The organism is Myroides sp. A21 (genome assembly GCF_000807225.1).
Lineage (GTDB): Bacteria > Bacteroidota > Bacteroidia > Flavobacteriales > Flavobacteriaceae > Flavobacterium > Flavobacterium odoratimimum.
The window spans coordinates 1,134,884-1,155,536 of the sequence record NZ_CP010327.1; the positions used below are offsets into that span (position 1 = coordinate 1,134,884).

Annotated in this window: 20 protein-coding genes; 15 read left to right on the forward strand and 5 right to left on the reverse strand. The window is 36.3% G+C overall.

Translation table 11 applies throughout. From position 1 onward, the window contains the following. Positions 1-32: 32 nt before the first annotated feature. From MYRA21_RS05230 to MYRA21_RS05240, 3 genes are all read left to right on the forward strand, one after another. On the forward strand, positions 33-797 hold the full coding sequence (locus MYRA21_RS05230; protein ID WP_006258027.1) for an exodeoxyribonuclease III: 765 nt from the start codon (positions 33-35) through the stop codon (positions 795-797). 31 nt (positions 798-828) lie between these two features. After that, positions 829-1,734 carry an OmpA family protein gene (locus MYRA21_RS05235; protein ID WP_006258026.1) on the forward strand — a complete coding sequence of 302 codons (906 nt, stop codon included), beginning with the start codon at positions 829-831 and terminating at the stop codon, positions 1,732-1,734. A 237-nt stretch (positions 1,735-1,971) separates the two neighbouring features. After that, entirely contained in the window at positions 1,972-3,315 is a 1,344-nt protein-coding gene (locus MYRA21_RS05240) for a mechanosensitive ion channel family protein (RefSeq protein ID WP_006258025.1), read from the forward strand. A 132-nt stretch (positions 3,316-3,447) separates the two neighbouring features. Here the strand turns inward: MYRA21_RS05240 and xseB are convergent, their stop codons facing one another. Both xseB and xseA read right to left on the reverse strand, forming a co-directional pair. After that, complete coding sequence (xseB, locus tag MYRA21_RS05245; RefSeq protein WP_006258024.1) at positions 3,448-3,642, reverse strand: exodeoxyribonuclease VII small subunit; 195 nt, start codon at positions 3,640-3,642, stop codon at positions 3,448-3,450. Further along, entirely contained in the window at positions 3,609-5,090 is a 1,482-nt protein-coding gene (gene xseA / locus MYRA21_RS05250) for an exodeoxyribonuclease VII large subunit (RefSeq protein ID WP_006258023.1), read from the reverse strand. The genes xseB and xseA overlap by 34 nt, the downstream gene beginning before the upstream one ends. A gap of 439 nt (positions 5,091-5,529) precedes the next feature. Here xseA and dut point away from each other — a divergent pair, with 439 nt between their 5' ends. The 6 genes from dut (at position 5,530) to MYRA21_RS05280 (ending at position 11,421) form a co-directional block, all read left to right on the forward strand. Continuing rightward, positions 5,530-5,967 carry a dUTP diphosphatase gene (gene dut, locus MYRA21_RS05255; protein WP_006258022.1) on the forward strand — a complete coding sequence of 146 codons (438 nt, stop codon included), beginning with the start codon at positions 5,530-5,532 and terminating at the stop codon, positions 5,965-5,967. Between the two features lie 26 nt (positions 5,968-5,993). Then, complete coding sequence (locus MYRA21_RS05260) at positions 5,994-7,004, forward strand: sugar nucleotidyltransferase (protein WP_006258021.1); 1,011 nt, start codon at positions 5,994-5,996, stop codon at positions 7,002-7,004. Between the two features lie 168 nt (positions 7,005-7,172). Beyond that, positions 7,173-7,958, forward strand: coding sequence for a DUF4292 domain-containing protein (locus tag MYRA21_RS05265; RefSeq protein WP_006258020.1), 786 nt, complete (start codon positions 7,173-7,175; stop codon positions 7,956-7,958). Between the two features lie 23 nt (positions 7,959-7,981). After that, positions 7,982-9,238, forward strand: coding sequence for a murein hydrolase activator EnvC (locus MYRA21_RS05270; RefSeq protein WP_006258019.1), 1,257 nt, complete (start codon positions 7,982-7,984; stop codon positions 9,236-9,238). A 15-nt stretch (positions 9,239-9,253) separates the two neighbouring features. Next, entirely contained in the window at positions 9,254-9,787 is a 534-nt protein-coding gene (locus tag MYRA21_RS05275; RefSeq protein ID WP_006258018.1) for a 3-hydroxyanthranilate 3,4-dioxygenase, read from the forward strand. Positions 9,788-9,873: 86 nt separating this feature from the next. Beyond that, positions 9,874-11,421 carry an aldehyde dehydrogenase family protein gene (locus MYRA21_RS05280; RefSeq protein WP_006258017.1) on the forward strand — a complete coding sequence of 516 codons (1,548 nt, stop codon included), beginning with the start codon at positions 9,874-9,876 and terminating at the stop codon, positions 11,419-11,421. A gap of 71 nt (positions 11,422-11,492) precedes the next feature. On the opposite strand, the gene MYRA21_RS05285 is transcribed toward MYRA21_RS05280, so the two are convergent. From MYRA21_RS05285 to MYRA21_RS05295, 3 genes are read right to left on the reverse strand one after another with little or no spacing between them, the layout of a single operon-like run. Beyond that, on the reverse strand, positions 11,493-12,050 hold the full coding sequence (locus MYRA21_RS05285; RefSeq protein ID WP_006258016.1) for a DUF3575 domain-containing protein: 558 nt from the start codon (positions 12,048-12,050) through the stop codon (positions 11,493-11,495). Positions 12,051-12,090: 40 nt separating this feature from the next. After that, positions 12,091-12,831: a metallophosphoesterase family protein gene (locus MYRA21_RS05290; protein WP_006258015.1), complete on the reverse strand. Its 741-nt coding sequence runs from the start codon at positions 12,829-12,831 to the stop codon at positions 12,091-12,093. Continuing rightward, a complete protein-coding gene (locus MYRA21_RS05295) occupies positions 12,824-13,972 on the reverse strand; it encodes a DUF5929 domain-containing protein (protein WP_006258014.1) in 1,149 nt (382 codons plus the stop codon). Before MYRA21_RS05295 ends, MYRA21_RS05290 begins: the two co-directional genes overlap by 8 nt. A 169-nt stretch (positions 13,973-14,141) precedes the next feature. On the opposite strand from MYRA21_RS05295, the gene MYRA21_RS05300 reads away from it, so the two are divergent. The 6 genes from MYRA21_RS05300 (at position 14,142) to MYRA21_RS05325 (ending at position 20,652) form a co-directional block, all read left to right on the forward strand. Continuing rightward, positions 14,142-15,146: a MoxR family ATPase gene (locus tag MYRA21_RS05300; protein WP_006258013.1), complete on the forward strand. Its 1,005-nt coding sequence runs from the start codon at positions 14,142-14,144 to the stop codon at positions 15,144-15,146. 92 nt (positions 15,147-15,238) lie between these two features. Further along, a complete protein-coding gene (locus MYRA21_RS05305; protein WP_006258012.1) occupies positions 15,239-16,102 on the forward strand; it encodes a DUF58 domain-containing protein in 864 nt (287 codons plus the stop codon). Positions 16,103-16,107: 5 nt separating this feature from the next. Continuing rightward, positions 16,108-17,730 (forward strand): BatD family protein, encoded by a 1,623-nt coding sequence (locus tag MYRA21_RS05310; RefSeq protein WP_006258011.1) that lies wholly within the window; start codon positions 16,108-16,110, stop codon positions 17,728-17,730. A gap of 2 nt (positions 17,731-17,732) precedes the next feature. Continuing rightward, positions 17,733-18,737 carry a VWA domain-containing protein gene (locus MYRA21_RS05315; RefSeq protein ID WP_006258010.1) on the forward strand — a complete coding sequence of 335 codons (1,005 nt, stop codon included), beginning with the start codon at positions 17,733-17,735 and terminating at the stop codon, positions 18,735-18,737. Positions 18,738-18,743: 6 nt separating this feature from the next. Continuing rightward, on the forward strand, positions 18,744-19,775 hold the full coding sequence (locus tag MYRA21_RS05320) for a VWA domain-containing protein (RefSeq protein WP_006258009.1): 1,032 nt from the start codon (positions 18,744-18,746) through the stop codon (positions 19,773-19,775). Position 19,776: 1 nt separating this feature from the next. Then, on the forward strand, positions 19,777-20,652 hold the full coding sequence (locus tag MYRA21_RS05325) for a tetratricopeptide repeat protein (protein WP_006258008.1): 876 nt from the start codon (positions 19,777-19,779) through the stop codon (positions 20,650-20,652). The last annotated feature ends 1 nt before the right edge of the window (position 20,653 follow it).

Sequence of the window (20,653 nt, forward strand, 5' to 3'; positions counted from 1 at the left end):
TTTTGATTTTTTAAACTACATACTCATTTTATATGAAGATAATCTCGTATAACGTAAATGGAATACGTGCTGCTATAAACAAAGGATTTATAGAATGGATTCAAGAAGAGAATCCAGACATTATATGTCTACAAGAAATAAAAGCAAAAGAAGATCAAATACCTGTAGCGGATATACTAGCTGCCGGATATCCATACCAATACTATTATTCTGCTCAGAAAGCTGGTTATAGTGGAGTAGCTATCTTGTGCAAACAAGAACCTAAGAACGTAGTATTCGGAACAGGTATAGACTATATGGACTTCGAAGGTAGAAACTTAAGAGTAGATTATGACGATATCTCTGTGATGTCTCTATACCTACCTTCTGCTTCTAATATAGAGCGACTAGACTTTAAATATCAGTATATGGATGACTTCTTCAACTATATCGATAACCTAAAGAAAGAGATTCCAAACCTAGTGATCTGTGGAGACTATAATATCTGTCACCAAGCTATCGATATCCATGACCCTGTGCGCAATGCTAAAGTATCAGGTTTCTTGCCAGAAGAACGTGCATGGTTAGACAAGTTTATCAACAATGGGTTTATAGACAGCTTCCGTATGTTCAACCAAGAGCCACATAACTACAGCTGGTGGACATACAGAGCGAATGCTCGTAATAATAATAAAGGGTGGAGAATAGACTATCACTTAGTGACAGAGAATATGAGAAGCAAGATAAAACACGCGACTATACTACCTGATGTAAAGCACTCTGATCACTGCCCAATACTCGTAGAGATAGACGCATAACCCCTATTTTCCCCTCATAAAACAACAAACTATGTCAATTAAAAAGATTAGCCTAGGCTTATTAGCGCTTACCATGTTATCATCATGTGTGACACGCAAGTTATACAATGAACTAGATCAACAGTACAAAGATGCATTAGCCGAAAACGAACAACTAAGTAGTGAATTAGACCTGATGAATAGTTCTAATACAGACTTAGAAAATATCAAAAGACAACTAGCTGCTCAGTTAAAAGAACTTCAACAAGAGAGAAGTAATCTTAATGCTGAGATAGCCGCTGCACAGAACAAACTAAGAGATCTAGAGAAGTCTTATAACAACTTAGAACAACACAGTGCTGAGACACTAAAAGCAGAAGCTGCTAGACTAGCTAAAGCCAAAACGGAACTAGAAGAGAAATCAAGACGTGTAGCTGAGCTAGAGAGTATCTTAGCGGCTAATGATAAGCAGATGCGTACCCTAAAAGACAACTTATCTAATGCCCTAAACGCATTCGAAGGAAGAGGACTGACCATCGAACAAAAAAATGGACGTGTCTATGTCTCTATGGAAAACAAATTGTTGTTTAAATCTGGTAGTTGGACGATCAGTGATGAAGGAAAAGAGGCAGTAGTAGAGCTAGGCAAGGTATTAGCTGACAACCCCGATATCACAGTACTGATAGAAGGACATACAGATAATGATAAGATATTAGGTAATCTAGGAGATGGAGTGAAGACCAATTGGGACTTATCTACTAAACGATCTCTAACTATCGTGTCTATTCTAGAGCAAACGCCTCAGATAGATAAGAGAAATCTTACAGCTGCAGGTAGAAGTGAATATGCTCCGCTAGCAAGTAACACCACTGCTGAAGGCAAAGCGAAGAACAGACGTATAGAAGTTATCCTAACTCCTAATCTGGATAAAATCAACTCTATGCTGAATCAATTATAGCATTAAAAGAAAATATAAAATAACCTATAAAAGGCGAGATGTTAAACATTTCGCCTTTTTTTACATCGTGACAATACACTCACTTCAGATTCACCTGTTTTTTCAACAGTTTATACTTTTCTTAAGTGATTTCTCTAAAAAATTAATTACTTTTCACACACATTAGCAGTACTCATTTGTATTTGTCTGCTATAATGCTTATATTAAAAGAGCTATAAATATAAAAGCCATAATTACATGATGATTAATAACTATCTAGTTACTAATATTAACTCTATTATCAATACAGAAGATTTCAACGGACTATATCAGTGGTTCTATAACCTGCTAGACTTCTTAAATCTATCAGAATATGCTACCCATGTAGTGACAGCTATTCTATTACTAACGTCATTTACAATCTGTATGTTCATTTTAGATTATATTCTAAAGAACTTTTTTATTGTCTTAGTAAAGACTTTTAGTTCTAAGACTAAAACGACGTTCGATGACTTATTAGTAGAAAATAAATTCTTTCACAATGTCACACACTTAATTCCGATTGCCTTAGCGAAGATCTTATTTCCGATTTTCTTTTTAGGCTTTCCGAACCTAACGAAGTTTGTGATGTCCTTGACGGATATCTTAGTCACAGTGGCTCTGACCTTAGTGATTAGATCTACTATACGCAGTATCCGAGATTACCTAAAGAGCAAGCCACGTCTAGCAGACAAACCATTAGATAGCTACGCACAGGTATCTAGCATACTAGTCTATTTCTTCTCTGGGATTATTATATTCTCTATCATCACAGGTACAGACCCTATCAAATTCTTAATCTCATTAGGAGCAGCCTCAGCCATTCTTATACTAGTGTTTAAAGATACCATTATGGGATTCGTAGCGAGTATTCAAGTTTCTTCTAATGATATGGTACGCGTAGGAGACTGGATAGAGATGGCGAAGTATGGTGCAGATGGTACAGTACTAGAGATGAACCTAAGTACGGTGAAGGTGCAGAACTTTGACAAGACAATCACCACCATACCGACTCACCTTCTAATCAGTGACTCGTTTAAAAACTATAGAGGAATGCAGACTTCTGGAGGTAGAAGAATAAAGAGAAGTATCAATATTAAAATCTCTTCTATTCGCTATCTAGAGAAGGATGAAATAGAACTACTTAAAAAGATACAACTATTAGCTCCGTATATAGAAGAACGCCAAAAAGAAATAGAAGAATACAATGAGAGAACACAAGCTGATCAATCTATGCCTATCAATGGTCGTAGAATAACAAATATAGGAATGTTCAGAGCGTATGTAACGAGATACATACAGCAGAACCCTAATATTCACAAAGAATATCCTCTGATGGTAAGGCATCTACAGCCTACAGAGCACGGGCTACCGATAGAGATATACACCTTCACGAATACCACTGTATGGGCAGTATATGAAAATATCATGGCAGATATATTCGACCACGTATTAGCCGCTGTAGATTATTTCCACCTAGATGTATTCGAGTTGCCTTCTTCTGATGACGTAAGACATTTCATACAGAACAGCACGACTAATCATGATTCGTTTGGTAATTAAGGATACTTATTACCATGATTATAACAGGTCGCTATAGCCTGTCTTCTCTTAGACATGAAAGAAAGACTATAATATAGCAAACTACATACGATGAACACGGTCATGGAGATACTCTATGACCGTGTTCTTATTTTATAGTCCTAGCTTCTCTATAATACCTTCTACTTGTTGTTCTGTAGAGGTCAATTTCTCTTTACAGAACACTATTAGTTTAGATGCGCGCTCTACTTTACTCGCTAATTCGTCTACTGTGACTTCATCATTCTTTAAATCATTCAGAATTGCTTCTAATTCTAAAGCGGCTTTTTCATAAGTAAGTTGTTCCATTGCTTCACTTCTTTTATTTCTGCTAATATAATTCTATACTTCTTATTATAGATCGCTATCTCTAGCTCATCTCCTATATTTAATTCTTGGTGTTCATTCAACAGTTGTCCATTGTGCATCACAATCGCAAACCCTTTCCTTAGAATAGAACTCAGGTCATACGCTGTCGTAATCTCTTCGAAGGTAACTAATCGTACACGTTCTTTCTTCAACTGTCCTTTTGCTTGATAGACTAGTTTCTCTAGCGAAGTATTCAGTTGTTGTTGATGTACATCGATACACTGTTGCGCCAAATATGCTACTAGTTTTGTTTTCTCTTTTAACGCCTGAGTCTCTTTACCCGTTATACGTTGAGATCGATAGGAGATAGACTGCGTAGCACTCTCTATAAACGACTCTTCTGTATGTAGACGTTTTCTTACTTCTGTTATCAGTCTATTAGACAATGTATCTAGTTCTTGCTTTTTTTGTTTGGCTTGTGCCACTCCATATAACCTTATCTCCTTCTCTGCCACTTCTAGCTTATGCTGTTCTACAGTGATACACTGTTTATAAGACTGCATAATGCCATCATACATCCTACTGATATCCGTATAGAACAGAGCAGTCCGCTCCACGATATAAGCCGCTACAGCACTCGGCGTTTTAAAATAGCGATTAGCCACAAAGTCAGCTAACGAACTATCAGTCTCATGCCCTATCCCAGTAAATACTGGTGTATGACTTGTGGCTAGCGTCACCGCTAACTCGTAGTGATTAAACACATCTAAGTCTAGCGCCGATCCTCCCCCTCTAATCAGCACGATCACATCATACGCATCTGACTCTATCTCACTCAGTGCCTCTTGTATAGACGCTACAGCCCCATCACCCTGCACTTGACAGTCATAATGATCTAGATGATAGACGAAGTTATACTCGTTCTCCTCTAGTTGTTTTATAAAATCGGCATGCCCCGCTGTCCCTTTAGAACTTACTAAGGCTATGCGTTGAAGCACAGCAGGTAGATACAGTTCTTTATTCTTCTGATGATATCCCCGCTCTACTAGCTTTCTTAGATTTTCCTGCTTTATGCGTTCTACTTCTCCTAATGAGTATGACAAGTCTATCCGATGTATATTAATAGACATCCCGTATAGATTACTAAACGTGACTTCGCAATAGCACATGATCTCAGCCCCATTCTTCAGTATCTCATTCGCATTCTCCCCTAAAGTTTTTTTAATCACATAGGCATTAGATTGCCAGATATTCGCACGACACTTAGCTAATACTACTCCATCTTTGTGCTCTACGAGTTCTAGATAGAGATGTCCCTTTCGGTCTTCTTTTAGTTGACCTATCTCTGCCCTTAACCAAAAGTAGTTATTCGATATAGCCTTATCTACTATATCCTTCACTCTATAGAGGATAGTGCTCAGTCGATAATACTTATTGTCTATATACATCTGTTTAAAATCTAGAAACTCTTTAGACCAAAAATACAATCTTTATTAAGATATCTAAACGAAATCTATGGTCATCGCTTCTCATTATTATATTTATGAATAGCACAAAAATAGCTCCGAAATAAGTCTAAAACGTCCTATCGATCAGAATTGCTATAATTTATAACAGCTCCTTTCTTACATCTCCTTATTTCAGCAGGATTATCACTTCATTCTTTGAGTCTAGTCCTTGTGATCATTATTTGCTAGGCTATTGATCGGTAAGTGGTCGGCTATTTTATAGTACTTTTTAGCCGACCACATGCCCATCATATGCCGACCACAAGCCGACCACCCCTATAAAAACATAAAAAACACAATATCACACTCATACTTAATCGCATAATGTTCTTTTAATCAGTATAACTTTTTTATCTTTGTTAACCATTAAAAAATAAATATGACTACCGTAAAAATCATCAATAAATCTAAACATTCATTGCCGAATTATGAGACGAATCAGTCTGCAGGTATGGATCTTAGAGCGAACTTAGAAGAACCTATCACACTAAACTCTCTAGAGAGAGCCATCGTACCTACAGGTCTATTTATAGAACTACCTGAGGGATACGAAGCACAGATCAGACCTAGAAGTGGATTAGCTGCAAAAAGAGGAATCACTTTACTAAATAGCCCTGGTACTATTGATGCTGATTATAGAGGTGAAATAGGTATTATCTTAGTCAATCTGTCAAAAGAACCTTTCGTGATAGAGAACGGGGAACGCATTGCTCAAATGGTAATCGCTAAATACGAACAAATCCAATGGCAGCCTGTAGAGGTACTTACTGATACAGAGAGAGGTGCTGGAGGTTTTGGGAGTACTGGAGTAAAATAGATATTGTAATATAAAGATATTAGAAAATGAAAATTATTGTACCAATGGCTGGTCGTGGGTCTAGACTTCGTCCTCACACATTAACTGTTCCTAAACCATTAATCCCTATCGCTGGGAAACCAATTGTACACCGATTAGTAGAAGACATCGCTAAAGTTCTTAACGATACGATAGATGAGATTGCATTTATCATCCACGAGAGCTTTGGGAAAAAAGTAGAAGAAGACTTAATCGCTATCGCTGCTAAACTAGGAGCGAAAGGGACAATCTGCTATCAAAACGAAGCTCTAGGAACTGCTCATGCTATCCTATGTGCTAAAGAAGCTATGCAAGGACCTATCGTGGTAGCGTACGCAGATACGTTATTCCGCGCTGACTTTAACCTAGAGAAAGATGCTGACAGCGTTATCTGGGTAAAACAGGTAGAAGATCCTAGCGCATTCGGTGTAGTACAACTAAATGATAAAAACGACATCGTAGATTTCGTAGAGAAGCCTAAAGAGTTTGTCTCTGATCTAGCGATCATCGGTATCTACTACTTTAAAAGTGGTGAAACGTTGCGCAAAGAATTAGAGTACTTACTAGATAATAATATTATCAAAGGAGGCGAATACCAACTAACAGACGCTCTAGAGAATATGAAGCAAAAAGGAATGCGCTTCGTACCTGGTCAGGTAGATGAGTGGATGGACTGCGGTAATAAAAATGTAACTGTAGATACGAATAATAGAATGCTAGGTTTCTTAGAACAAGGGAACGCTAACTATGTATCTAGTAATGTAGTGCTAGAGAACAGTACGATCATCCGTCCATGTTATATCGGAGAAAATGTAGTATTAGTGAATACGACTGTAGGACCTAATGTATCTCTAGGAGACAACTGTAAAGTAGAAAATGCTACCATCAAAAACAGTCTTATCCAAACAAACTCTACGATCAAAAATGCAAATCTAGATAATGCTATGGTGGGTAACCATGCTACTTATGACGGTAAGCATACGAGTATCAGTATCGGAGACTACTCTGTACTAGACTAAATCATGATATAGACGTCGCCTGTATACTCTGTAGATGTATTTTATAGACTACCTCTCTATCAATATTTGATAACAGAACAGGCTCTAAAATATTAAATCCGTTTTAAACTTTATTTAAAACGGATTTTTTTTATCTATCTTGCTACTATAAAATAGTTTTAGACAATTATGAGAAAGATATCCCTACTTATTATATGTACTTTATTTCTAGTCGTAGGATGTAAGAAGAAGAACATGGATGGTATACTAGACGAGAGTGAGGCTAGTAATGCTAAAACTGTGCTTACGATTCTAAACAACCACAATAAACAAATAGTAGACTTCACTACCACTGCTATTCGCTCTTCTGCATCTTATGAGGCAGATAACGAGTCTAAGAAGTTCTCTATGGATATCTTTATCGAAAAGGATAAACAGATCTTGCTGAACATTCGCTTTATAGGTATTCCGATAGCGAAGGTATATGTAACTCCAGAAGGAGTGCAGTACTATGAGAAGTGGAATAAGGTATTCTTCAAAGGAGACTTCAGTATGCTAAGCCAGTGGCTAGGTACAGACCTTAACTATACTAAGTTTCAGAATCTGCTATTAGGTCAGGCTCTAGATGCTCAGTCAGGAACTAATAAGTATGAAGCATCTATAGAAGAAGGATTGCACAAAATCAAAGCTAAGGTAGAAGAAGATATTCAATCTGCTTATTTCTTCGAAGACCAAAATGGATTATTGAAAAAAGAAGAGATATCTCAGGCATCTAGCAATAGAATTGTCACTATTTCGTATCCAGAATATAAAAAAGTGGGAAAATATACGACTCCTACTGAAATAAATATAGATGCAAGACAAGAAAAAAGCATACATTTGAACATTCGTTATGACAATGTGACTTTTAATGATAACTTGAACTTTAATTACAAAGTTCCAGCAGGTTATAAACAAGTCGGAATAAAACAATAAGATCAACAAGAAGTAATCTACAAATGAGACGAGCGTATTTATCCTTATTATTAATATGTACTGTTTTTGCTTACGGGCAAAAGAAAGAAACGCAAGAACAACTGGAGCGTAGAAAGCAGCAAATCTTAGTGGAGATAAATATTGTCAAAGATTTACTTAAAAAAGAAAAGACGAAAGAGAGAAATATTCTATTAGAAATAGATGAGAACAACCGTAAGATTAACTTAAATAGACAGTTAATAAACAATGTTCAAAAACAAATATCTGCAACAAATAGCAATATCTCTAAAACAGAAAAAGAGGTTAATACCCTAGAAGCAGAGTTGGCTAAACTTAGAAAAGACTATGCTGATCTGGTATTAAAATCATATAAAACAAAGTCTAGCCAAAGTAGACTGATGTTCGTATTATCATCAGATAACTTCCTTCAAGCTTATAAACGAGTACAGTATATGAAGCAATATGCTGACTATAGAAAATCTCAAGCAGATGAGGTGAAGGCTAAGGCTGAATCTCTAAAAGAGGCACTCGCTAGACTGAGTATACAAAAAGCAAAACAGCAAAAGCTACTTGCTGAACAACAACAGAACGAAAAGAACTTACAAGAGGATCTAGGAGAACAAAAGAACCTAATGTCTATCGTACAAAAAGATCAGCAAAAGTATAACAAACACATCAAGCAAAAGCAAGAGGAGACAAAGGCAATCGATAGAAAAATCAAGCAATTGATCAAAGAAGCGATTGAAGAAGCGAACCGTATCGCTAGAGAGAAAGCCGCTAAAGAAGGTAAGAAGACGACTAAGTCTACTGCCTCTACTAAGTCTGCTACTGCCTTTGAGCTTACTCCAGAAGGGAAAATCGTAGCAGATAACTTTAGAGCAAATCAAGGTAAACTACCTTGGCCAGTAGCTAAAGGATATATCTCTCTACCTTATGGAGATCAGCCTCACCCTGTACAGACTCAGCTGACGATACACAATAGTGGTGTAGAGATCACTACTGAGGCAGGCGCTAGAGCTAGAGCAGTATTCGGAGGGGATGTGCTTCAGGTACAGGTATTACCTGGTGGTAATAAAGCTGTCTTAATACAACATGGAGATTATATAACTGTTTATCAAAACTTAGGTGATGTATCTGTGAAAAAAGGAGATAAAGTAAGTCTAAAACAAGACATCGGGTCTATCAGTACGAATAGTAATGGTCAGACGGTGCTGAAGTTCTTACTGTCTCGAAATACAGATATCTATAACCCACAAAGTTGGCTGAGCAGAAGTAATTAATTCATATATCATACTATGAGTACACAGTCATCATTCAATATATTTAAATGGGTAAAAGAGAATAAAGATTTATTAAAACCACCTGTTGGCAATAAAAATATTTACCCTGAAGCAGCTGATTATATCATTATGGTCGTAGGTGGCCCTAATGCTAGAAAGGATTTTCACTATAATGAAGCTGAAGAGTTCTTCTTTCAACTAGAAGGAACTATCTATATCGATATACAAGAAAATAACGAGCGCAAGCGCATTACCTTAAACGAAGGAGACATTTATCTACTACCTGCTAAGGTACCTCACTCACCTATCCGTACAGAGAACTCTGTAGGTCTAGTGGTAGAGAAAAAGAGAAAAGACCCTGGGGCAAAAGATGGATTAATGTGGTTCTGCGAAAATTGTAATCATAAATTATATGAAGTCTATTTTGAATTGACGGATATAGAGAAAGATTTCTTACCTCATTTTAAACATTTCTACTCATCTGAAGAATTGAGAACCTGTAAGTGTTGTCAGACTGTGATGCCTACTGATGCAAAATTCGTAGAATAGTAGATTACTGTACATTACACTCCCTGTCAATTTTTTTTTTATATTAGCAAGTAACAATCAATTACAAACTATAAATAAAAAAACAAATGACGACATCTAATAACCAATTTGGTATTTCGGAAGTATTAGAAAAATTAGGACTCGTGGCAGAGAACAATGGTTCTTCTACAGGTCTTAACTCTTTTTCTAACGGTAGGATTATAGAATCTTATTCTCCTGTAGACGGTCAACTTATCGGAAAAGTAAAAGCTTCTACAAAAGAAGATTACCAAAAAGTAATGGCTACTGCAGAGGAGGCTTTTAAAAGCTGGAGACTAGTACCTGCTCCTAAACGAGGCGAAATCGTAAGACAAATAGGTGAAGAACTTCGAAATAAAAAAGAATACTTAGGCAAGCTAGTATCATACGAGATGGGAAAAAGCCTTCAAGAAGGTCTAGGTGAGGTACAGGAGATGATCGACATCTGTGACTTCGCAGTAGGTCTATCTCGTCAGTTATACGGACTAACGATGCATTCTGAGCGCCCTATGCACCGTATGTATGAGCAGTGGCACCCTATCGGAGTGGTAGGTGTTATCTCTGCATTTAACTTCCCGGTAGCAGTATGGAGTTGGAATACCATGATCGCATGGGTATGTGGTGATGTGTGTATCTGGAAACCTAGTTCTAAGACACCATTATGTGGTGTAGCGTGTCAGAATATCGTAGCTGGCGTATTCAAGAAAAACAATATCCCTGAAGGTGTATGTAACCTAGTTATCGGTAATGAGTGTGGTGATCTAATCAACACGGATCCTAGAATCCCTCTAGTGTCATTCACGGGGTCTACTCGTATAGGTAGACATGTATCTAAGACTGTAGCAGAACGCTTCGGTAATACTATCCTAGAGCTTGGAGGTAATAATGCTATCATCGTATCTGAGCATGCTGATATCAACATGGTATTAGTAGGGGCTGTATTCGGAGCTGTAGGTACTGCAGGACAGCGCTGTACTAGTACGAGAAGGCTGATCGTACACGAGAGCGTATATGATAAAACAGTAGATGTACTACAAAAGGCATATGCACAATTAAAAATAGGGAACCCATTAGACGCTACTAATCACGTAGGACCACTTATCGATAAAGCAGCTGTAAAAGATTACTTAGACGCTATAGAAAAGGCAAAAGCTGAAGGTGGTAAGGTCATCGTAGAAGGTGGTGTACTAGAAGGTGCTGGGTATGAGAGTGGATGTTATGTAAAACCGTGTATCATAGAAGGTAAGAATACTTACGAAATTATACAGGCTGAGACATTCGCACCTATCTTATACATCATGAAGTACAAAGATATCGAAGAGGCTATCGCTATGCAAAATGGGGTGCCTCAAGGGCTATCTTCTTCTATCTTCACGAATAGTATGAGAGAAATGGAGTTATTCTTATCTCATGCAGGCTCTGACTGTGGTATCGCTAATGTGAATATCGGTACATCTGGTGCTGAGATCGGAGGCGCATTCGGAGGTGAAAAAGAGACTGGTGGAGGAAGAGAGTCTGGGTCAGACGCGTGGAAAGCTTATATGAGAAGACAGACGAATACAATCAACTATGGTACAGAGCTACCATTAGCACAAGGTATTAAATTTGACTTCTAGTCTATATGTATAAAAATAGAGGGTGCTTACAGTTAGTAAGCACCCTCTATTTTATTCTATTATCTAGGTGTTTAGAATCTATATCCTAAGTTAATCCCTGCATTAAACTCAATAGCAGAGAATCTGTCATTCACTTCACTACTGAAGTTTCTCGCAATATCTGCAAAAGGATGAATCGTGAATGAGTCTCCTAAAGCCCACTTATACCCGAAGCCTACTCCAAAGATGAAGCTATTCATATCTACTTTAGTTCTGATAGATGTATCTGCTGCTTCTGACCATAGATTCTCTTTAAAATCTCCAAAACGGTATTTCAAGAAAGGAGATACTACATAACCACTGCCATGTGCATCATTCCCTGACCCAAAATAGTAGTTGTAGTTAACAACTAAACTATTGGTATTAAACTTTTGGTTCTTTCCTCCTTTTTCTTTGTGGTAAGAAAAACGGTCGTTGATATTAAAATTAGCTCCTATCGACTGGTTGTGCCCGATAAAGTGCTCATACCCGATTTCTACTGATGCAAGTGCAAGTGTATTAAACACATTCACTTTTACTTCATTAACAGCCTGTGCTCTAGCTCCTACTGTACCTACTAAGAGTAATAGTACTAAATATATTTTCTTCATATAACAAGATTGTGTGTGACAAATATAATAAAAGTGTTTTTTATTTATGGTTCCTTCCCTCCTCATCTGGGTATAGCTCAGCGACTACATCGCTCTGCCAATACTCCTTTGTCTCTATATCTAGAATAGAAATACGTCCTAAGAATGCTGCTCCTGTATCTATATTCCATACATTGGCAAAGTTCATAGGATGCTTAAAACCATAATTAGTAACAGGTGTATGTCCTATAAAGATTTCATGATAGTGCAACAATCTCTTCGGGTATCTAATGTCTTCCTTACTGATCGTTGTATCCATAGATAATACCATCTCCCATAACGTTCTATCCCAATAAAGGCCTTCTTCAATATACTCGTCCTTCACTCCTCTTAAATTAGTAAAGCCTGCATGAACGAAAAGTCTATTGTTCTCATCGATATAATAGTTCTGTAAGTTTCTAAAGAAATGAAGATGTTTCTCTCTCATTTCCTTTGTGATATTACCTAGTGAATAAGACTTAACAGAAGCGTCTCCTCCATTGCCTTCCCATAGTTTATTCTCCTTACCTGTTTCTAACCAATTCACTAAAAGCGTCTCATGGTTACCTCTTAAGAATGTACAATTATTTGTCTCCTTCAAAGCTAATAAATACTCTACTACCTTCTCAGATTCACTCCACCCATCTACATAGTCTCCTAAAAAAATTAATTTATCTGAAGGGGTTACTTTTGCACGTTCCATCACTTGTAATAGCGCCTTATAACCACCGTGTATATCTCCTATAACTAGTGTTCTACTCATCTATTTCTGTTTCGTATTTCAGTTTACGCAAGATACGCATTACTTCTTTAAAGGCTATAAAGAGCTGAGGGTCATTCGAATATTTTAGATAATCTTTAACGGAGATTAGTTCATCTTTAGCATCTTCAAAACCGTTTAGGTAGCACAGCATCATATTAAAACATAGTTTACCTAAGACACGTTCTTCCTTAGAAGTCAGTTTAAGGTTGTTCTGAAGTTTATAAATAACATTAAGACTAGATCCGTAGATATGTCCAAGGATATTTCTATTATAGGATGGTGCTTTAAATAAGACTGTGTTGGTCATAGAATAAGTCCCGTTCTCTGAGAAAGAGATCATCACTTCTTCGAATGGGTAATAACTCGTCTTATCATTCAGCCCTAGATTTAGATACTCTGTTATCACAAACTTATGCCCATTATACGCAATCGTGACAGAGTCAAGATCTGAATAAAACAACTTAATCTGCTCATTGACAAACTCTATATCTACTCTAGAATAAAAAGGCATCCCCCTAACCATCTTTTTATTACCTGCCCAACAGATGATAAATTGTTCTCTAAAAACATTATATCTCGGCTTCATATCTCGATGCGTATCTGTCATAAAGGTGATAACACTATCTAAGATACTCGCTAGGTCATTCTGAGAGTTCTTCTCTATGCTTTTTACTATTTCCCTATTCGTGCTACGAGGTACTACTGCATCAGGAACAGAGGTACTGCCTATCCTCACGAAATAACTTCCTTCTGCTATCTCACTGATTGACCGCTTAAACGTCGTTAGACCGATACCTGATCGAATAGAGACAAGACCTACTACCTTATCTTTGGGTAAGTCATTAAAAGCCACATTATCATAGGTGATAAGCGGAGGGTTATCTAAATAAGCGTTGACTAAGTTCTGAATCTTACTGTCATCATAGAAGTCTACACCTACTATTTCGTTATCTTCATCTTCTATCCCTACTAATAAATAGGAGCTATTGTCTGGATTTGAATTCGCTAAAGCACAGATATGTTTTAAAAACTTAGCTTTGCCTGATTTACTGTGCAGATTGAGTTGCCTCTTCTTATCATAAAAGCTATTCTCATCATAATGCGCTAGTAAATTTTTAATAAGTAATCGCTTATTAATCACAACATTCTTGTTTTGTTCTTAAAATTATAAAAAGAAACTCACAATTCAGACCTAAATCAGAAACCTCTTTGTTATATTTAACCATACATTAACAACTTAATAGAGAATATTTTTTGAATTTGCGGTAAGAATCAGAAAAGTATATTACTTTAGAAAAAAAACTATAGATATGGACACAACAGGATCTAATTATGATATCCGTGAATTAAACGAATTAATAGAAAGAGAGAGTGCATTTATCGATATCCTAACCATGGAGATGAATAAAGTTATTGTTGGTCAGAAACATATGATCGATAGACTTTTAATTGGTTTGTTAGGACAGGGGCATATTTTATTAGAAGGAGTACCTGGATTAGCAAAAACTTTAGCCATTAATACTTTATCTAAAGCAGTACATGGAACATTTAACCGCATCCAGTTTACGCCTGACTTATTACCAGCAGACGTTATCGGTACAATGATCTATAACGTAAAAGAAAATGACTTTTCGATCAGAAAGGGACCTATATTCGCTAACTTCATTCTAGCGGATGAGATTAACCGTGCTCCTGCTAAGGTACAATCTGCATTACTAGAAGCGATGCAAGAGAAACAAGTAACTATCAGTGATGACACTTTCAAACTAGACAAGCCATTCTTAGTTATGGCTACTCAAAACCCAGTGGAGCAAGAAGGTACTTACCCTCTACCAGAGGCACAGATGGACCGTTTTATGCTTAAGACAGTTATTGATTATCCTAAATTAGAGGATGAAAGACTTGTTATCCGTCAAAACTTAGCTGGTGAGAAACCTCAAGTTAATGCTGTAGTAACTCTAGAACAAATACAACGAGCTCAAGAAGCTGTTAAGAAAGTATATATGGATGAGAAAATAGAGAAGTATATCTTAGATATTATCTTCGCTACTCGTTATCCAGAACAATTTAAACTAGAGAAGTTAAAACCTATGATTAGCTTCGGTGCATCTCCTCGTGGAAGTATCAACTTAGCTCTAGCAGCTAAATGTTACGCTTTTATCAAAAAGAGAGGGTATGTAATTCCAGAAGATGTGAGAGCAGTAGTAATAGATGTATTACGCCATAGAATCGGGGTTACTTATGAAGCAGAGGCTGAGAATATTACTTCTGTAGATATTATTAACCAAATCGTAAATGAAATAGAAGTTCCTTAGTAGAACAAGGATAACTTTTAATATACAAAACCTATTTATAGTTAAGTGTAGATAGGTTTTGATGATTTTGTTAATTTGAAAGCTGTATAGTCATGGAAACCAAAGATATCTTAAAGAAGGTCAAGAAGATCGAAATAAAAACAAAGCGATTAAGTGACCATATTTTTTCGGGAGAGTATCACACTTCTTTTAAAGGGAAAGGTATGACCTTCTCAGAGGTGCGTCAATATCAATTTGGCGATGATGTAAGGGCTATAGACTGGAATGTTACTGCACGTTATAATGAGCCTTATATCAAAGTATTCGAAGAAGAGCGTGAGTTAACAATGATGCTCTTAGTGGATGTGAGTGGTTCGGAAGCGTTCGGGTCTACTGATCAGTTTAAAGAGGATATTGTACTCGAAATAGCTGCTACACTTGCCTTCTCTGCTACTCAAAACAATGATAAAATAGGTCTAATACTGTTCTCTGATCAGATAGAGTTATTCATTCCTCCTAAAAAGGGAAAAACACATGTGCTGAGAATAATCAGAGAGCTTATCGACTTCAAACCTAAAAGTCTAAAGACAGATGTAGGCTTTGCTCTTGAGTATCTCTCGAAGGTAGTCAAGAAGAAAGCTATTGTCTTTGTGCTTTCAGACTTCATTACACACTCTTTTGAACAGACTTTAAGGATATCGGCAAAAAAACACGATATTACAGGCATAAGAATCTACGATAAAAGAGAGAAAGAACTTCCTAATGTAGGTCTTATCAATGTATTCGATGCAGAGACTCATACAGAACAGTTAATCAATACTTCTGATGCTAGTGTAAGAAAAGCCTATGCTTCTCACTTCCACAAGCAAGAAGAAAACTTTACCAAAGTATTTCAAAAATGTGGAGCAGGAACTATCAATATTGAAGTAAATGATAGTTATGTCAAAAAATTACTAGGATACTTTAAATCGAGATAAGGACAATGAAATCTAATTTTCTACATATCGCTATTATTTTTTTAATTGCTACTTTCTCTACTCTAGCTCAAAATAGAATAGAAACGCAAGTAGATACTACTGCTATAAAAATAGGAGACACCTTTCTATACACCATAAAGGCCCATTCTAACACAGGAAGTTTAATTACATTCCCTGCTACAGAACAGATAGGGAACTTTGATGTAGTAGAGTCATTCCCTATTGATACGATTAAGAATGATAATACACAGGAGCTTATTAAGAAATATCACTTGACGCAATTCGACCCAGGTGATTTTAGTATTCCTGCTGTACCTGTTATAGTAGATGCTAAGCTATTTCATACAGACTCTATACAGATACATGTACAAGATGTAGCAGTAGATACATTAAAACAACCTCTTTATGAAATTAAGTCAATCTCTAAAGAAGGAGCTTCTTTCTCTACAGATTGGTATTATCTACTGTTTATCTTCATCGCTGTACTAGCGGGGATAGGTATCTATATCTATATCAGAAGACAACAAGAGAAGGACCTTACGGAGGATGATAAATACAAAACTCCTTATGAGAAAGCAGTTAAAAAACTGAAGAAACTAGAAGAGAAGAAAAACTGGAATAGAGGTGATGCTAAACCATACTATTCTGACATGAGTATTATCACAAGAGGGTTTATAGAAGATACTTTTGGAATCTCAGCAAAAGAATTGACGACTTTCGAAATTATCACTATTCTTAAGGCTACTTTAAATGATAAGAAGGTAAAGCTAGATCCTGTGGTGATTAAAGAATTAAAACGAGTTCTAGAATCTGCTGACTTAGTTAAGTTCGCTAAGTCTCAACCTACTGAAGGTGAAATAACAGCAGATACTTCTAAGATACAGAATGTCATAGACAGTATCAATACAGCTTATCCTATCTCTGCTGCAACACAAACAGAGTTAATCAGAAGAAGAGAGGAAAGTAAAAAGAAAAAGAAAAGAATACGTATATGGATCCCTACAGCCATCACAGCTTTCTTAGTTGTTGTGACTGGCATAGTGTATATTATCAATACTTCTGCTAAAGAAGACTATCATTGGTTTACATTCAACAATACGAAGAAACTGATGAACAAAGAATGGATTACTAGTACGTACGGTACTGCTCCAGGACTGACTATCTCAACTCCTGAAGTTCTAATCCGTAAGAATGAACCTTTATTGCAAGAAGGAAAACCTGATGGTATATCATCACTTAATCAATTTAAATATGGTGTACTAGAAGACCCTATTCACATTGTATTAAATAATGTAGTTACCACTAAGGAATATAAATATACTGATAAGGAATTGATTACTTATTCTATTTCATTGCTGACACAAAACAATAAAATAGAAAACTTAGAGTATAAAGATGAACGCTTTGAGAATGCAAATGGTATTCTCGGGACACTTGTTTATGGTGAGTTTGCATTCAAGAACCCTACTAATCAAGTAGAAGAGAAAGTAATGTTCGAAGGAGTATTAACAGACAATGGTGCTAACAAAGATCAAGTATGGATATTCTATCTAGCAGAAGATGAGATAGCTCCTAAGCTAGTAGAACGTATGTTTGATTCAATACAGTATAAAAAAGAGGAGAAATAACAATGATACAGAATATAACTTTTGCCAATCCTGAGTTCTTCTGGTTATTTATACTATTACCAATAGTCCTATTTGTATGGTATAAAAACAGAAAGAAACAGCGTGCTACTGTCAAGCTAAGCACTATACAAGGTGTACAAGAGCATACTTCACTATTAGTTAAGTTATTGCCTATTTCTATTATCTTACGAGTACTAGCCTTTAGTGCCATTATAGTGGGTATGGCTAGACCTCAAATCGTGAATGTAGATTCACAGATACACTCTACGCATGGTATCGATATCGTGATGGCTATGGACGTATCAGGAAGTATGTTAGCACGAGATCTAAAACCAAACCGTTTAGAAGCATTAAAAACTGTAGCTGCAGACTTCGTATCACAACGTGTGACAGATCGTATAGGATTAGTTATTTATGCTGCTGAAGCATATACTAAGACGCCAGTGACTAGTGATAAATTACTGATACTAAATGACCTTAAGAGTATAAAATATGACAATGTACTAAGAGATGGTACTGCTATAGGTGTAGGTTTAGCGACATCAGTAAACAGATTAAAAGACAGCCCTGCTAAAAGTAAGATTATCATACTTCTTACAGATGGTGTCAATAATACGGGTACAGTAGACCCTACATTAGCTGCTGAGATCTCTAAAGAGTACAATATTAAAGTATATACTATTGGTATCGGTACTAATGGGTTAGCAGAATCTCCAGTAGGAATAAGAGAGAACGGTGAAATAGTATATGAGAAAGTACCTGTAGAACTAGATGAAGAGCTTATGAAGTCTATCGCTAAGACAACAGGAGGTAAATACTTTAGAGCAACAGATACTAGTAAGCTTAAAGCAATTTATGAAGAAATCAATCAATTAGAGAAAACGAAGATTGACGAACAGAAGTTCGTTAAATCTGATGACAAGTTTCAATTCTTAGTGTTACTTGCCTTTATTCTATTGTGTATTGATTTCACATTACAAAAAACATTATTCAGAGGATTCATATAATAGATTATGTGGGAGTTAGACAATAAACAATATCTTTTTCTATTTTCAATCATAGCAATATTGATCTTAATCTTTATTGGGGATATCTTGTGGAAGAAAAAGAAGCAACAATCATTTGCTACAGCTAAAGCAATTAAAACTTTGGCACCTAATCAATCTAAGAATAAACCAATCATTAAGGCATCTATTTATCTAGTAGCTCTAATATCTATTGTAATTGCTTTAATCAATCCTAAGATAGGAACAAAGGTTATTACAGTCAAAAGACAAGGTGTTGATATCGTATTCACATTAGACGTATCTAAGAGTATGTTAGCTCAGGATATGGCTCCTGATAGATTGGCAAAGATGAAACAACTAGTCTCTCAGATTATCAATAATCTAGGACCAGATAGAATAGGTATAGTAGGATATGCAGGTACGGCATTCCCGATGTTGCCTATTACTACAGATCATTACGTAGCTAAGATGTATCTTCAGACGATGAACACAGATATGGTCTCTTCACAAGGTACCGCATTTGAGGACGCTATCTATGTAGCTTCTAATTTCTATGACAATCCCAATACAAGCAAAGTCATGATCCTTATCTCTGATGGAGAAGACCACGGAGAAGAAATGGAGAATGCTATCAAAATAGCAAAAGAAAAGAAAGTAAAGATTATCACCATCGGTGTAGGAACAGAGGCAGGAGGGCCTATCCCTATTAAGACACCTAAAGGCGTAGAATATAAAAGAGATTGGAACAATGAGATCGTTACTACAAAGCTCAATCCATCTACACTTAAATATATAGCTGATGCTACTGGAGGAAAGTATTATTACGGTTCGAATACGCAAGAGATTGTAGACCTTATTAAAAACGACCTTAGCAAAATAGAAAAAACAGATTTTGAAGATCAACAAATCGCAGAGTACCAATCTCAATATCAGTGGTTCTTAGGGTTTGCTTTCTTACTGATCTTTATCGATTTATTCATACTAGAAAGAAAGACTATCTGGATGAAGAAACTTAATTTGTTCAATGAAAAAGAATAGCATGCGATTAATTATGAAAAACTCATTCTACATCACGATATTTTTATTGTTTACTGCTTACTCATTTGCACAGTCTGCTGGTAGAGCACTGAGCACAGGTAATGAAGTATTCGAGAACAAACATTATACTCATGCAGAATCTTCTTATAGAATAGCTAATTCTAAAGACAGTAAGTCTGTAGCTGATTATAACTTAGGAAACTCTTTATACAAACAGCAATTAACCAAAGAAGCAGAAGCTGCCTACCTTAGAGCCATACAAAAAGCGACAACCAAAGAAGCTAAGCACCAAGCCTACCATAACTTGGGGAATGCTTATATGAAATCTAAGAATTATCAAGCAGCAGAACAAGCTTACAAAAAGGCTTTATTAAACAATCCTAAAGATGATGAAACTCGTTATAACTATGCTGTAGCGAAGAAAATGAACAAAGAGAATCCTCAAGACAATCAAGACAACAAGGATAATCAAGATCAAAACAAAGATCAGAATAAGGATAATCAAGATCAGAATAAAGACCAAAACAAGGACAACAAAGATCAAGACCAAAATAAAGATAATAAAGACAAAGGGGATAAAGGAGACCAAGACAAGAAAGATCAAGATCAAAATGATAAAGGAGATCAGGATGACAAGAACAAAGATGGTCAGAATGATAAAGATAAAGACGATAAAGGAGACCAAGACAAGAAAGATCAACCTAAACAGAATACCCCTAAAACACCTAATCAAGATCAGATGGATCGAATATTAGATGCGATGAATAAAAATGAAAAAGATGTACAGCAGAGGCTAATTAATAGAGGTCCTAAAGGTGGTAAACCAGAGAAAGGACAACCTGCTGGACAAAATGAACAAAGAAAAAAAGACTGGTAGA

Bases quoted from the DNA above. Each gene is read 5' to 3' on its own strand.
- MYRA21_RS05260 (WP_006258021.1), top strand. From the start codon at position 5,994: ATGAAAATTATTGTACCAATGGCTGGTCGTGGGTCTAGACTTCGTCCT.
- MYRA21_RS05235 (WP_006258026.1), top strand. From the start codon at position 829: ATGTCAATTAAAAAGATTAGCCTAGGCTTATTAGCGCTTACCATGTTA.
- MYRA21_RS05275 (WP_006258018.1), top strand. From the start codon at position 9,254: ATGAGTACACAGTCATCATTCAATATATTTAAATGGGTAAAAGAGAAT.
- MYRA21_RS05305 (WP_006258012.1), top strand. From the start codon at position 15,239: ATGGAAACCAAAGATATCTTAAAGAAGGTCAAGAAGATCGAAATAAAA.
- MYRA21_RS05265 (WP_006258020.1), top strand. From the start codon at position 7,173: ATGAGAAAGATATCCCTACTTATTATATGTACTTTATTTCTAGTCGTA.
- MYRA21_RS05290 (WP_006258015.1), bottom strand. From the start codon at position 12,831: ATGAGTAGAACACTAGTTATAGGAGATATACACGGTGGTTATAAGGCG.
- MYRA21_RS05240 (WP_006258025.1), top strand. From the start codon at position 1,972: ATGATGATTAATAACTATCTAGTTACTAATATTAACTCTATTATCAAT.
- xseA (WP_006258023.1), bottom strand. From the start codon at position 5,090: ATGTATATAGACAATAAGTATTATCGACTGAGCACTATCCTCTATAGA.
- MYRA21_RS05325 (WP_006258008.1), top strand. From the start codon at position 19,777: ATGCGATTAATTATGAAAAACTCATTCTACATCACGATATTTTTATTG.
- MYRA21_RS05310 (WP_006258011.1), top strand. From the start codon at position 16,108: ATGAAATCTAATTTTCTACATATCGCTATTATTTTTTTAATTGCTACT.
- MYRA21_RS05300 (WP_006258013.1), top strand. From the start codon at position 14,142: ATGGACACAACAGGATCTAATTATGATATCCGTGAATTAAACGAATTA.
- MYRA21_RS05230 (WP_006258027.1), top strand. From the start codon at position 33: ATGAAGATAATCTCGTATAACGTAAATGGAATACGTGCTGCTATAAAC.
- MYRA21_RS05320 (WP_006258009.1), top strand. From the start codon at position 18,744: ATGTGGGAGTTAGACAATAAACAATATCTTTTTCTATTTTCAATCATA.
- xseB (WP_006258024.1), bottom strand. From the start codon at position 3,642: ATGGAACAACTTACTTATGAAAAAGCCGCTTTAGAATTAGAAGCAATT.
- MYRA21_RS05285 (WP_006258016.1), bottom strand. From the start codon at position 12,050: ATGAAGAAAATATATTTAGTACTATTACTCTTAGTAGGTACAGTAGGA.
- dut (WP_006258022.1), top strand. From the start codon at position 5,530: ATGACTACCGTAAAAATCATCAATAAATCTAAACATTCATTGCCGAAT.
- MYRA21_RS05315 (WP_006258010.1), top strand. From the start codon at position 17,733: ATGATACAGAATATAACTTTTGCCAATCCTGAGTTCTTCTGGTTATTT.
- MYRA21_RS05280 (WP_006258017.1), top strand. From the start codon at position 9,874: ATGACGACATCTAATAACCAATTTGGTATTTCGGAAGTATTAGAAAAA.
- MYRA21_RS05270 (WP_006258019.1), top strand. From the start codon at position 7,982: ATGAGACGAGCGTATTTATCCTTATTATTAATATGTACTGTTTTTGCT.